This is a genomic window from Microbulbifer agarilyticus S89 (assembly GCF_000220505.1).
Taxonomy (GTDB): Bacteria; Pseudomonadota; Gammaproteobacteria; order Pseudomonadales; family Cellvibrionaceae; genus Microbulbifer; species Microbulbifer agarilyticus_B.
Genome location: NZ_AFPJ01000009.1, coordinates 90,488 through 103,006, shown reverse-complemented (window position 1 = coordinate 103,006; position 12,519 = coordinate 90,488). Strand labels below are relative to the sequence as shown.

The window sequence follows — 12,519 nt, the reverse complement described above, 5'->3', positions numbered from 1 at the left end:
CCTTGGCCCGGGGTGCGGTCAGTCGCGCCGCAAGTGATCTTTGATCGCGATAGGATTGGGGAAGTTCAGCACAACGATGTACGACGACACCAGGAAGGTGAGAATCGCGGTTGCCTGAATCAGGTGCGATGCCTTGCTGCCAATGAGCTGCTGGCTCGCCGCAAGAAAGGCGATCAACAGCGAAAATTCGCTGATTTGCCCCAGCCGGAAGCCGATATCCCAGGCGAGTATTTTGCGTTCACTCTGTTGTCCGAGCAGATAGCGGAACACCACCGGTTTGATAATTAGCACCGCAGAGGCTGCGACCAGTGCGGGGACGGCGATCTCTGGCACCATATCCAGATGAAACTGGGCGCCGAGGCTGAAGAAGAACAGGATTAGGAAGAAGTCGCGCAGAGGCTTTAGGCTAAGTGCGATGTACTGCGAAATAGGGCTGGTTGCCAGGGTAATGCCCGCAATAAAAGCACCGATCTCCCGAGATAAACCCACTACTTCTGCCAGCTCCGCAAGGCCCAGGCACCAGCCCAGTGCAAGCAAAAAAACGTACTCGTGGAAGCGGTCGAACTTCGCCAGCAATGGCTGCAATACGTAGCGCACGGCGGCCCAGGCAAAGCCAATGAGTAGCGGCAGTGCCGCGAAGGAAATTCCCAAGCGGGCGAAATCCACCGAGCCGGTGCTGCCACTGAGCAGGATCATCAGGCAGGTGATCGCGACGAAATCCTGAAACAGGAGCAGGCCAACCATCATTTCACCCAGGTGCTTGTGGTGCAGGACGGTGGTCGGCAGTAATTTGATGCCGATGATGGTACTGGAGAACATCATCGCCATACCGATCACCCAGGACTCAATCGTGGTGAAGCCGAAGACGCGACCGATACCGTAACCCAGAGCCAGAAACACTGCACAGCTGATCAGCCCAACAAAGGTCGCCTTGCGCAGCACCGACATCAGGGCCTTCGGTTGCATATCGAGGCCGAGCAGGAACAGCAGGAAAACAATGCCGATACTCGACATCTCTGCCATTAGCGCAACATTGTCGACGATACCAAACACCGACGGGCCCAGCAGGCAGCCGAGGGCAATATAGGCGACGAGTAATGGCTGTCGTCCCCACAACGCCAGTGAGGCAACCACTGCTGCGCCGCTGAATATGAGGAAAAATGACTGGAACAGGGAGGTCTCAGGCACTGCGCATCCTTGTAGCAGACTGGAAAATGACTCTGTCCGGTATTATCTGTGTTGTGGTGACCTGTTTTCAATGGGCAGGTTTAGATCGAGTTCTGGCAATTGCTTTAAAGCCAGGTCAGATCCAGGGCCGACGCGAAATGTCACTCGCTACAGTTGGAACCAGCGCAGGTCTTCTCCTTCTTTCGACAGGATTGGCTGAGCGCAGATTTCGCCGGGCGGGTTCGCGATTATCTGCCGCGCCTTGGCAAGATATTCCTGCAGCGGTAACGCGACTTTGCCTGGTGCTTCACTGCCTGGATCGAGGTCAAGCTCTAATGCTGGAACCGGTGCTTGCCCCTGATAGCGCCAGACACCGGCGGCCGTATCGTACTGATAGAAGGGCAGCATCCGGTGGCCGTGCTCGGCGATCAGTTCAATCGCATCGATGAGGTATTCCACGGTCTCCTCATCCAGGAAGTAATTAAAATTCAAGCGTACCCAGCCGGGCTTCAGAATACTTTCGCCGTCACTGACGAGCTTTTCAATGGCGATGCTCTGCTCATCCGTTAGGTGGAGCAGGTGGTGCCCGTAGGGACCGGCACAGGAGCAGCCACCGCGCACCTGAATCCCAAACAGGTCGTTCAGTAGCGCAACAACGAAACCGTAGTGCAGTGGCTTGCCATCCTGCAGTAGATGCAAAGACACGATACTTACCCGTTCCGCATTGGTGCCTCCGAGGATTTCTATGTTTGGATTGCTTCCCCAGCGGGCGAAAACGCGTTCAAGCCAATGGGCTTCCCGCGCTTCAATCGTGTCTGAGCCCACCTGATCTTTGAGTGCGAAGATCATGCCTGCGCGCACGGATTCCACGATAGCGGGTGTGCCAGCCTCCTCGCGTCGCTCGCCGGCGGGCAGGTAGGTGTGCCGTCCGGGGCTGACCCAGGACACGGTGCCACCACCAGTTACCGCAGGTTGGTTTTCCGGTAATAAAGCGCGACGCACGATCAGGATGCCCGGTGTACCGGGGCCCCCGACAAATTTATGTGGAGAGATAAACAATGCATCTTTGCTCGAGAGGGTGTCATTGCCCTGTACATCGACGTCTACGTAGGGTGCGGCCGCCGCATAGTCCCAGAAGGACAGGGCATTGTGCTGGTGCAAAAGCCGCGTGACCGCAACGGTGTCGGTGCGAATACCGGTGACGTTCGATGCGGCGGAAAAGCTGCCGATTTTGAGTGGACGTGCGGCGTACTGTTCCAGCGCTGCCTGCAGTGCAGCGAGGTCAACAGCACCCATGCTATTGAGCGGGATGGTCACCACTTCTGCGACCGATTCCCGCCAGGGCAAATCGTTCGAGTGATGCTCATAGGGACCGATGAATACCACCGGACGCGCACTGTCGGGAATGGCCCCACTGGTTCCGCCGATGCTGCCGTAGCGGTCTTTCCGCAGACCCAGGCAATCCACCATGCGGTTGACGGCGGCAGTGGCACCCGCGCCGCAGAAAATAATCGCGTGCTCGTCACTGGCATTGACAGATTTGCGAATAGCGCTGCGCGCCTGTTCGCGGAATGCCATGGTCTGGCGGCCGGTCGCCGAGGTTTCGGTATGGGTGTTGGCATACCACGGCAGGACCCTGTTGCGAATGGCCTCCTCGACAAACTGCAGTGCGCGGCCGGAAGCCGTGTAGTCTGCGTAAATCAGTGGCCGTTCGCCGAAAGGGGTTTGCATGGGCATGCGTTCGCCGATGACATTGTCGCGAATGCGCTGCAGTAAGGTTTCCATCTCGTCGGAGGTGGATGCAAATTTTTGCCCCGAGTGTGAATGATTCATAGCGACCTCAATGGACGGCACCCGCGGGGATGAGCCCGCGGGTGCAACGCTGTATCAGTCATTGAGCTGGCGTCATTCGCCGCTGGGTATGGGCAGTTCGGTGGTGCTCTTGATCTGCTCCATGGCAAACGTGGAGGCCACATCGGCAATGCCGGCGTGGGCGATCAGCTTTTTGTAAAACTGGTCGTAGGCGGCCACATCGCTGACCACGATGCGCAAGATGTAATCGTAGTCACCGGCAAGGCGATAGCACTCGACTACTTCTGGCAGGTCAGCCATTGTGCGCGCAAAGGAGTCGGCCCATTCAGCACTGTGCTGATTCGCTTTTACCTGTGCAAACACCGATACCGGAAGGCCGAGTACCTCGGCATCCAGCAGGGCGACCTTGCGACGAATAATGCCGCTTTTCTCCAGCTTCTGTATCCGGCGCCAGCAGGGGGTCTTCGTGAGGCCCACACGCTCGGCCAGCTCCTCGATGGAGAGGCTAACATCAGATTGCAAGATGGCAAGAAGTTGTCGATCAATAGCGTCGAGTGAAGACATAGTTCTACAAAGCTCCATAAATCGGGTTTGTATTCCCTTTGCTTGCTCCGGTACTCGCTCCCTTGCAACAAATTACCCCGGTACTTTTTAAGGGTACTGAGAAATCCGACGTTGGCGGCTCTTGGAAGAATCCTTTGCTGTACCCCGTAACTCGTTAGTAACGATAATCTCCGTATCGATGCACTAGTAGTGGAATTTTCTCTAGGATTTTCAGGATCAAAAAAGCCGGGCAATGCCCGGCCAAACAACAGGGGGGTTGTTGGAACTTTGTTTTGGGGCGAGGCCCGTGTTACGCCGCTTCCTTGGGCGGGAACATCGGCTCGAACAATCCCGCCGCCATGGCTTCGCGCACGCGCGCCATTAAATCAATTTCGGTGAGTTGTTGCAGGTCTTGCAGGTCGTTTAACAGGTAGTAAATGGGCTGCACAATATCAATGCGATAGGGCGTGCGCAGCGTATCAACCACTTCGAAAGGTGCGCGTACTGGCTCGTCACTCAGCGCGTAAAGCGTTTCCTTTGGCGAGGAGAGGATGCCGCCACCGTAAATACGCAGGCCATCTTTGGTGTTTAGTAGTCCAAATTCGACGGTGAACCAGTACAAACGGGCGAGGTAGCCGCGCTCTTTGGGACTGGCGTTCAGGCCCAGCTCGCCGTATTTCTGGGTGAAGTTGGCAAATGCGGGATTGGTGAGCATGGCGCAGTGGCCAAAGATTTCATGGAAGATATCAGGCTCCTGCAGGTAGTCGAATTCTTCCGGGGTGCGGATAAAGGTCGCCACCGGGAATTTACGCTCGGAGAGCAGGCGGAAAAAAGTCTCGAAGCCGATCAGCGCGGGCACGCGCGCGGTTTCCCAGCCGGTTTCCTGACGCAATACGCGATTGACCTCTTCCAGCTGGGGGATGCGGTCCACAGGCAGGTCCAGCAGTTCGAGACCATGCATGTACTCATCACAGGCGCGGCCAGGGATAATCTGCAGCTGTCTCTCGATCAGGCGCTGCCATGTTTGGTGCTCAAGCTCGGTGTATTCAATGAAACCCTCAGCGTCGGGTTCACGGGCCACGTACTTGCTGGGCTTTTTGCTGCTCATGACTATCTCCGCGGTTGGCGGTCACAGTTTGCCGCCAGTTCTGTTGTTATCGTCCTTTTATTCTTAGACACGAGAGTGGCGGGGTGGCAGGGCAGACCGAGCGAAAAAGCGCACCTATGGGGCTGACTGGCTACACTTTTTGTAAAGATAAGTTTACATTTGGGGCATGAGAGTAGAGATTACGTGTAGCGACCGAGTGGGTATCTTGCAGGAAATCATGGCAATTTTTGCCGATTTCCGCGTGAATGTACGCACTGGCGAGATTGGCGGCGACAGCGGGGACAAGGTTTACCTGTGGGCGCCTGGGCTGCTGCTGGCCCAGTTTCAGTCAATCGAGAAGTCGTTGCAGCAGGTTCCCGGGGTGCAGAGGGTCCGCCGTATCGCCTTAATCCCCTCCGAGCGGCGCCACTTCGAGCTGGATACCTTGCTGCGGCATGTGTCCTACCCGGTGCTGTCGGTGGATAGTGCAGGGCGGATTATCGCCGCAAACCTTGCTGCCGCCCGCGCATTCGGCGTCAATGAGGGGCAGGTTCCGGGGATGCAGCTGCAGCGCTTCTTACCAAAGCTCCAGCTGGAGGAGCTGCTGCGTGGCCTTACTGCACCCCGTTACGGTTTCCCGGTATCTGTGCGTGGCAAATCGTACACCCTCGACTGGTCGCCAATTACCGTGGATGACAGCTCGGCTGGGCCGGCGTCGCTCGCTGGTGCGGTGTTGACCTTGCACGCGGCCGCACCGGATAAAGATGCGCTTCCTGAACGGCTGCCGCCCACACCGCAGGTACTCTGGGATCTGGACGCGCGCCGTGCCTGTTGCCTGCGCCTGCAGGAAATGGCTCCATTGCACGCGCCTTTGCTGGTAAGTGGTGAGCGTGGCAGCGGCAAGACGACATTTTTGCAGGCGGCGTACTACCTGTGTCCGCTGGCGGAGGGCGGGGAGGTTTACCGCTGCCGAGGTGAGTTGCTGGACACAGACGGAATGCATCGCCTCGCCGCACTTCCCGCAGACACCGTGGTATTACTCGATGACCTGGACCTGGCGCCGGCGGATGTGCAGCGTCAATTGGCGGAAAGCCTGTTGCGCACCCGATTTGGGCCGCGGCTGATGGTTACCGTCACCGTAGTCTCTACCTTGCTGCCTGTGCTTCAGCAATGCTTTGCGAGCCAGCATATCCAGTTGCCCACCTTGCGCACTATGCGTCCCTCTCTCGAGCGATTTGTGCGACTGATCCTGTCTCAGGTGGCGCCTGGTGAGGGTCTGCCTGAGTTCAGTGATCTAGGTGATCAAGAGGGAGCCGAGAGGTTCCACGAGGTAGTGGATCTGTTAAAACGCTCGGATTGGCCGACAAACTTCACCGGGCTCGCCCAGCAGATTGAATCGGCGCTGGCGCACATGCGTGCGCGCGGGGGGAGTGTGCTGGCTAGCGAGGACTTTCCGGAAGCGGTCAGTGCAACCGTGCTGCCGTGGCACGAGTGGGGCAAGGGCTTAACACTGGCCGAACAGCTGGAAAAGGTAGAGCGCAGTATTCTTGCAGAGCTGCTCGAGAGTCTGCCTCCCGCCCAGCGTTCCAGCCGCGCGCTTGCACGGCCGCTGGGTATTTCACATACGGCTGTGGCCAACAAATTGCGCAAGTACAAGTTGTTGGCGCACTAGACGAGCCCTCACGGGGCTCAGCGTTCGATTTTGCCGATCAGGATGTCCTTGAACATCACAAAATCCCCCCACAGGGAGTAAAAGGGGTTTTTGAAAGTGGCGGGGCGGTTGTGCTCAAAGAAGAAGTGCCCAACCCAGGCAAAGCCATAGCCCGCTACCGGCACCGCCCAGAGCAATGCCCAGTTGCGGCTGACGATCGCGGTAATCACCAGACCAATGACCAGCGCGGTGCCCACGAAGTGCAGGCGGCGACAGGTGAGGTTGCTGTGTTCGTTCAGGTAAAACGGATAGAACTCGCGGAACGACGTAAAGCGCGGGGTTTCGCTGACTTTTTCATCTTTCGGTGTTTGCATAGTGTTGTCTGCCATCTCGCTATCCTATTTCCTTTGTTGTTCTCTTGCCGTTTTCTTGTTTATTTTTATACGGGGCTGGTTGGGGTGAGTTTGGTGCATCACCGATTCTAACGGCAAGCAGGCGCTTGCGCTGGTGGTAAACGGACATGGCATTTTGCGCGCAGGTTTGGCCCCCCAGCAAGCGTGCAGCGCAAATTTCGCTCTCGGCTTTCGACCATTGGGTACTAAATCTGATAACCTTGCGATTCAATTTGTGATCACTTTTTGGGGCAGTGCAGAGCTGCCAGCGCGGAAACATAAGGAAGTTTTATGTCGGGCCCGTTATCTCACCTCAAGGTTCTCGACTTGAGTCGAATTCTTGCTGGCCCCTGGGCCAGCCAAGTGTTGGCGGACTTTGGCGCAGAGGTCATCAAGATCGAGCGTCCCGGCAAGGGCGACGACACCCGCCATTGGGGCCCTCCCTATTTGCAGGACGCCGAAGGCAATGACACTGCGGATGCAGCCTACTACTTGAGCGCCAACCGCGGCAAAAAGTCCATAACGGTGGATATCACCAAACCCGAGGGGCAGGCGCTCATTAAGGAACTTGTCCAGCAATGCGATGTTTTGCTGGAGAACTACAAGGTGGGTGGGCTGGCGAAATACGGCCTGGATTATCCATCGATACGCGCGATTAACCCGCGCATTATCTATTGCTCTATCACCGGGTTTGGTCAGACAGGCCCTTACGCCCAGCGCGCCGGCTACGACGCCATGATCCAGGGCATGGGGGGGTTGATGAGTATTACCGGGGTTCCGGAAGGGCAACCGGGGGCGGGGCCGCAGAAGGTTGGTGTCGCCGTGGCGGATCTGATGACCGGGATGTATGCGGTGTCCGGCATCCTCGCGGCAGCGGTGCACCGGGAGCAAACCGGCGAGGGGCAGCATATCGACCTGGCCTTGCTGGATACTCAGGTCGCCTGGCTGGCGAACCAGGCGCAGAATTATCTGGTATCCGGTACCAGCCCCGAGCGCCAGGGTACCGCGCATCCAAATATCGTTCCCTATCAGGCTGTTCCGGCAAGCGATGGCTACTTCATGCTGGCAGTAGGCAACGACACGCAGTTCCAGAAGTTTTGCCAAATTGCGGGTCTGGATGAGGTTGCGCAAGATCCTGCTTATGCCACAAACCAAGGTCGGGTAAAGGCGCGAGCGACCCTCGTCCCATTGGTAGAGGCCACAACCGCTACCAAGCCGGCCGCCTGGTGGCTGGAGAAACTCAGCGACGCGCACGTGCCCTGCGGGCCAATCAATGATTTGGCGCAGGTCTTTGCCGATCCGCAGGTGCAGGCCCGCGGCATGGTCGTGGACCAGCAGCACCCGCGGGCGGGTACGGTGCGTACGGTGAAAAATCCCCTGGTATTCTCGCAATCACCGCTGGCGTATGAACAGGGCCCGCCGGTACTGGGCGAGCATACCGCCGAGGTGTTGCGCAAACTCGACAAAGACGCCGAAGAAATTGAGCGCCTGCGCGCCGCTGGAGTCATTTAGCGTTGTCGTCGACCGGCTCGGGCGTGCCCGGTGCCGTGGGCCACTCCCGAATATAAATGTCCTGCTTCGAGTAGGGGATTTCTACCTGGTTCTCGGCCAGCGCCTTGTAGATGCTGACGAGCAACTCATGCCGGATGCGCCCGCGCTCTTCTGGCATGGAGATCCATACCAGCAGGTCAAAGTCGAGGCTGGATGCGCCAAACTGGCGCATGCGCACGCGCGGTTCCGGGTTGGATACGAGATCGGGGTGTTGTACGGCTACGCCGTGCAAAATGTCGCATACCTGCTCGGCGTCGGAGCCATAGGCAACCCCCACCGCAATGGTGACGCGGATGGAAGAGCTGGGGCCACCACTTTCATTGATGATTTTGCCAGCGGCAATTAACGAATTGGGCAGGGTAATCTCCACATCATCCCGCGTCAGTATGCGGGTGCTGCGCAGGCCGATGTGCGTAACTCTGCCGCGCTCACCCGCATCGAGATTCACATAATCACCAATTTTGTAAGGCGCATCCGCAAGAATAAAAAAGCCGGAGAACAAGTTCGCCAGCGTATCTTTCGCGGCAAAGCCCACGGCGATACCGATGACGCCAGCGGATGCCAGCCAGCCGAGTGGGTTGATGCCCCACACCAGAAGCAACAGGTAACTACCAAACAGGATGACCAGCATCTTGCAGGTCAGATCGAGCAGCGGCAGGGCGCGGTGATCGATGAGCGCGAAGCGTGATGAACGATTGCTCATCAGTTCCAATAAAGTGCCGCAATGTTGGAATAGGGTAAGCATCCAGCTCACCAGTACTACGGTAGCCAACAAGTTGGTAAGCACACGGCTGCTATCGGGTAGCGCTAGCCGGCACGCAACAATAAGTCCCAGGCAGACAATGGTCGTAAATACCGGGCGCTGTAATTCCGTAAGCAGCCGTGAGCCCGGGCCGCCCCCATCTTGAGGCAGCCAACGGCGCAATTGGCGGAATATCACTATTCGGCACAGTATCGCGAGAATCATCGCAGAAACGAAGATCGCAGCAGCACCAAGCAGCGGGTGGGCGGCCAGCATGTCCATGGCCGGCTGTAACTGCTTTGGCAACCAGTCGCCGACAGCTGCCGTTTGGTTTTCTGGAGGTGTTGAACTCATGCGGACCCATTTCCATTCAAGTCATGCAGGATGTTACGGAATAGTCTCCTACAGGGTGAGGGTGTCACTCAAGGAGATTATACGGGAGTGCTGGTATACAGAAGATAGCCGGCACCGCGAGAGGGTGCCGGCTCGAGCGGGAAGTTTTAGCTCGCCAGTGCGCGGCGGCGAAAGATAGGCTTTGGTTGATCAACAGTGGCTTGATAGCTATCGCTGAAGTCCTGCAATGAGTCGATAAGCTTGGTCAGCGGCTGCGCACCCTGAAATGCAAAAGCGTTAAAGCCGCAGCGGGTCAGGTAAGTGAGCTGGTCGCGGATAAAGTTTCCGACCGCGCGCAGCTCGCCCTTGAAGCCATAGCGTTCGCGCAACAGGCGCGCCGCGGTAAACCCACGGCCATCGGTGAATGCCGGGAAATGCACGGCAACGAGCGGCAGTTCGCGGGCATACTCGCCGATGAAATCAGCGGTTTCATCGCTGTCGAGCCACACACCGATCTCTTGCTTGCGCTCCTGCAGTGCTTCGCGCAATGCCAGCCAAACGCTCGCCGGCAAGATGATTTTACCTGCGGCGAGTTTGTCGGCCGTAATCTGTTCTTCACCCGTCAGCGGCAGCAGGTTCCATTGGTTGTCTGCTACTTCTCCATCAAGGATCAGTTGCGCGGGGTTTTCCGGTTGTGCACCGACAGGTTTCTTCACCGCGGGATTCTCAGCTGGCTTTGGCATACACACGCTCCTTGAATGGCTGCAGCCCGATACGGTTGTAGGTATCGATAAAGAACTCTTCCGGCTGGCGGTTCTCGACAAACACATCGAGGATCTTACCGATGGTTGCTGGCATTTCGTCACGGGAGAAGCTCGGGCCAAGTACCTTGCCGAGACTGGCGTCCTGGTTGGCACTGCCACCAAGCTGAACCTGATAGAACTCTTCGCCTTTTTTGTCGACACCCAGAATTCCGATATGGCCGATGTGGTGGTGGCCACAGGCGTTCATGCATCCGGAGATGTTGAGGTCCAGGTCGCCCAGATCGTACAGGTAATCCAGGTCATCGAACTTTCGCTGGATCGCTTCCGCCACCGGAATGGACTTGGCATTGGCCAGGGAGCAGTAGTCGCCGCCCGGGCAGCAAATCATATCGGTCAGGGTGCCGATGTTCGGCGTAGCAAAGCCGTGTTTGCGCGCCGCTTGCCAGAGCGCGAACAGTTTTTCCTGCTCCACATCCGCCAGTACCACGTTCTGCTCGTGGGTAACGCGCACTTCACCGAAGCTGAATTCGTCGGCGAGGTCGGCGATTGCCTCCAGCTGGCGGTCGGTCACGTCACCGGGTGGGATTCCGGTTGGCTTGGTGCTTAGGGTAACCGCCTGATAGCCCTCCACGCGATGCGGGAAGGTGTTGCGTTCCAGCCAGCGGGCAAACGCTTTGTCGTCACCTGCCTGGTCGCGTAGTACGGCTTCACCGTGGCCGGCTTTGAAGGTTTTATACGGTTGCTCAGGGAAGAAGCGCTTGGCCCACTCGATGGCCTCGACGGTAAGCTCGTCGGCGCCGTCTTTGATTTGCTCCCACTCCGCTTCCACGCGGCGGGCAAATTCCTCCGGGCCCATCGCTTTTACCAGAATTTTGATACGTGCCTTGAACTTGTTGTCGCGGCGGCCCAGCTGGTTGTACACACGCACGATGGCTTCGAGGTACGACAGCAGGTGGGTTTCTGGCAGGAAGTCACGAATGGCCACGCCGAGGATTGGGGTACGGCCGAGGCCGCCGCCAACAAATACCTGGAAACCGGTCTCACCCTGGTCGTTTTTAACGATCTGCACACCGATATCGTGGGCGCGAATCGCTGCGCGGTCTTCTTCAGTGCCACAAACCGCAATCTTGAACTTGCGTGGCAGGAACGCGAATTCCGGATGGAAGGTGGACCACTGACGGATCAGCTCACAGTAGGGGCGGGGGTCGACCAGCTCATCACCAGCGACACCGGCAAACTGGTCGGTGGTGGTATTGCGGATGCAGTTACCGCTGGTTTGCACGGCGTGCATCTCGACTTCCGCCAGCTCCGCCAGGATATCCGGTACATCTTCCAGATTCGGCCAGTTCAGCTGTACATTCTGGCGGGTGGTGAAGTGGGCGTAGCCCTTGTCGTACTTGCGGGTAATGTGTGCCAAGCGACGAACTTGGGTGCTGTTCATCAGCCCGTAGGGCACCGCAATGCGCAACATGGGGGCCAGACGCTGCACATACAGGCCATTTTGTAGGCGCAGGGGCAAAAATTCTTCTTCGCTCAGCTCACCGGCGAGATAGCGTTCGGTCTGGCCGCGAAACTGGGCCACCCGTTCCCGGATCAGCTTGTGGTCCTGTTCGTCGTATCGATACATAAGAGCTTGATTCCATTACATTTTTGCGCCGGCTCAACAGCGCCCAGAGGGTCTTCTGGATTCTATCTATGACCCTGAGTGGCGCATAACATACCAGCCGCCTTATACAAAAAATAACAATTTTTTTCGCTACCTTAGTAACAGAAGGTTATAAGTAGCCGGTGTTGCTGGTGTTGGTGAATATGCGTGCAGTTGCACCGCCTGCGGGGATTTGATCTACTTGAGAAACCGCTTTTTTAGCGGTGCTGCTACCTTTAAAAACAATAATGATTTCTTGAGTGACGGAGTATTCCGATGAACGACCAAGTAGTAAGAGAAGTAGTAGTTGTATCCGACGATAGCGACAACGCTGTAGACGCCATTGCGGCGGTGGCCCTGGTGGCCATATTCGTTGCAACCTGCGTGTATTGGGTTGCCTCGCAGGGCTGATTCCAGTTCTCTCCTTGCCGCGCTAGCCCCACTTCGCACCGATTGTTTGCCGGCGTTCTCCCGGTGATCGACCGGTGTGGAGTAGGGTGGTGATAGTAGGGCGGTGATAGTAGGGTAGCGATTGCCTGGTAGGCTGAGTCGCGGCGCGATTTGGGTTTACCCCATATTGCTCAGCACTGTTTTCACTACCAGAACCAGCACGGCCACAAATACGGCAGTGAAGATAATGCCTGCAGCAATGTAGGCCTTAAAGCTGCCTGCCTTGAAGTCCCTTTCGCGATTCTTATCCGATTGCACGCCCACCGCTGCAGCCAGGGTGCTGAGCACCACCTGGCCGAACGATGGTTTCTGCTGCTGATCTTTGTCGTCGGTGTGATTCATACCGGATTCCTTTTTCCAGCGAACGCGTATTTTCCTTTCA

12 protein-coding genes are annotated in these 12,519 nt (G+C 57.3%); 3 read left to right on the top strand and 9 right to left on the bottom strand.

The annotated features are described in order from the left end of the window. Positions 1 to 18 precede the first annotated feature (18 nt). The 4 genes from AS89_RS0102975 to phhA form a co-directional block, all read right to left on the bottom strand. On the bottom strand, positions 19 to 1,188 hold the full coding sequence (locus AS89_RS0102975; RefSeq protein WP_010130838.1) for a cation:proton antiporter: 1,170 nt from the start codon (positions 1,186 to 1,188) through the stop codon (positions 19 to 21). Between the two features lie 147 nt (positions 1,189 to 1,335). After that, positions 1,336 to 3,000: an aminotransferase class V-fold PLP-dependent enzyme gene (locus AS89_RS0102970; protein WP_010130836.1), complete on the bottom strand. Its 1,665-nt coding sequence runs from the start codon at positions 2,998 to 3,000 to the stop codon at positions 1,336 to 1,338. 72 nt (positions 3,001 to 3,072) lie between these two features. Continuing rightward, entirely contained in the window at positions 3,073 to 3,543 is a 471-nt protein-coding gene (locus AS89_RS0102965; RefSeq protein WP_010130835.1) for an Lrp/AsnC family transcriptional regulator, read from the bottom strand. 289 nt (positions 3,544 to 3,832) lie between these two features. After that, positions 3,833 to 4,630, bottom strand: coding sequence for a phenylalanine 4-monooxygenase (phhA, locus tag AS89_RS0102960; protein WP_010130834.1), 798 nt, complete (start codon positions 4,628 to 4,630; stop codon positions 3,833 to 3,835). A gap of 217 nt (positions 4,631 to 4,847) precedes the next feature. Here phhA and AS89_RS0102955 point away from each other — a divergent pair, with 217 nt between their 5' ends. Further along, positions 4,848 to 6,281, top strand: coding sequence for a TyrR/PhhR family helix-turn-helix DNA-binding protein (locus tag AS89_RS0102955; protein ID WP_033229852.1), 1,434 nt, complete (start codon positions 4,848 to 4,850; stop codon positions 6,279 to 6,281). Between the two features lie 17 nt (positions 6,282 to 6,298). Here the strand turns inward: AS89_RS0102955 and AS89_RS0102950 are convergent, their stop codons facing one another. Next, positions 6,299 to 6,649 carry a DUF962 domain-containing protein gene (locus tag AS89_RS0102950; RefSeq protein ID WP_010130832.1) on the bottom strand — a complete coding sequence of 117 codons (351 nt, stop codon included), beginning with the start codon at positions 6,647 to 6,649 and terminating at the stop codon, positions 6,299 to 6,301. Positions 6,650 to 6,943: 294 nt separating this feature from the next. Here AS89_RS0102950 and AS89_RS0102945 point away from each other — a divergent pair, with 294 nt between their 5' ends. Then, positions 6,944 to 8,164, top strand: a complete 1,221-nt coding sequence (locus AS89_RS0102945) for a CaiB/BaiF CoA transferase family protein (protein ID WP_010130831.1) — start codon at positions 6,944 to 6,946, stop codon at positions 8,162 to 8,164. Here AS89_RS0102945 and AS89_RS0102940 read toward each other — a convergent pair. The 3 genes from AS89_RS0102940 to AS89_RS0102930 all read right to left on the bottom strand — a co-directional run bounded on the left by AS89_RS0102940 (position 8,157) and on the right by AS89_RS0102930 (position 11,669). Then, positions 8,157 to 9,299, bottom strand: coding sequence for a mechanosensitive ion channel family protein (locus AS89_RS0102940; protein ID WP_010130830.1), 1,143 nt, complete (start codon positions 9,297 to 9,299; stop codon positions 8,157 to 8,159). The genes AS89_RS0102945 and AS89_RS0102940 overlap by 8 nt on opposite strands. Before the next feature lie 146 nt (positions 9,300 to 9,445). Further along, positions 9,446 to 10,021, bottom strand: a complete 576-nt coding sequence (locus AS89_RS0102935; protein WP_010130829.1) for a DUF934 domain-containing protein — start codon at positions 10,019 to 10,021, stop codon at positions 9,446 to 9,448. Then, a complete protein-coding gene (locus AS89_RS0102930) occupies positions 10,005 to 11,669 on the bottom strand; it encodes a nitrite/sulfite reductase (protein ID WP_010130828.1) in 1,665 nt (554 codons plus the stop codon). The genes AS89_RS0102935 and AS89_RS0102930 overlap by 17 nt, the downstream gene beginning before the upstream one ends. 294 nt (positions 11,670 to 11,963) lie before the next feature. On the opposite strand from AS89_RS0102930, the gene AS89_RS19010 reads away from it, so the two are divergent. Further along, a complete protein-coding gene (locus tag AS89_RS19010) occupies positions 11,964 to 12,098 on the top strand; it encodes a hypothetical protein (RefSeq protein WP_257787922.1) in 135 nt (44 codons plus the stop codon). Between the two features lie 156 nt (positions 12,099 to 12,254). On the opposite strand, the gene AS89_RS0102920 is transcribed toward AS89_RS19010, so the two are convergent. After that, complete coding sequence (locus AS89_RS0102920) at positions 12,255 to 12,479, bottom strand: DUF2970 domain-containing protein (protein WP_010130826.1); 225 nt, start codon at positions 12,477 to 12,479, stop codon at positions 12,255 to 12,257. Between the last annotated feature and the right edge of the window lie 40 nt (positions 12,480 to 12,519).

Bases quoted from the DNA above. Each gene is read 5' to 3' on its own strand.
- AS89_RS0102970 (WP_010130836.1), bottom strand. From the start codon at position 3,000: ATGAATCATTCACACTCGGGGCAAAAATTTGCATCCACCTCCGACGAG.
- AS89_RS0102965 (WP_010130835.1), bottom strand. From the start codon at position 3,543: ATGTCTTCACTCGACGCTATTGATCGACAACTTCTTGCCATCTTGCAA.
- phhA (WP_010130834.1), bottom strand. From the start codon at position 4,630: ATGAGCAGCAAAAAGCCCAGCAAGTACGTGGCCCGTGAACCCGACGCT.
- AS89_RS0102955 (WP_033229852.1), top strand. From the start codon at position 4,848: ATGGCAATTTTTGCCGATTTCCGCGTGAATGTACGCACTGGCGAGATT.
- AS89_RS0102950 (WP_010130832.1), bottom strand. From the start codon at position 6,649: ATGGCAGACAACACTATGCAAACACCGAAAGATGAAAAAGTCAGCGAA.
- AS89_RS0102945 (WP_010130831.1), top strand. From the start codon at position 6,944: ATGTCGGGCCCGTTATCTCACCTCAAGGTTCTCGACTTGAGTCGAATT.
- AS89_RS0102940 (WP_010130830.1), bottom strand. From the start codon at position 9,299: ATGAGTTCAACACCTCCAGAAAACCAAACGGCAGCTGTCGGCGACTGG.
- AS89_RS0102935 (WP_010130829.1), bottom strand. From the start codon at position 10,021: ATGCCAAAGCCAGCTGAGAATCCCGCGGTGAAGAAACCTGTCGGTGCA.
- AS89_RS0102930 (WP_010130828.1), bottom strand. From the start codon at position 11,669: ATGTATCGATACGACGAACAGGACCACAAGCTGATCCGGGAACGGGTG.
- AS89_RS19010 (WP_257787922.1), top strand. From the start codon at position 11,964: ATGAACGACCAAGTAGTAAGAGAAGTAGTAGTTGTATCCGACGATAGC.
- AS89_RS0102920 (WP_010130826.1), bottom strand. From the start codon at position 12,479: ATGAATCACACCGACGACAAAGATCAGCAGCAGAAACCATCGTTCGGC.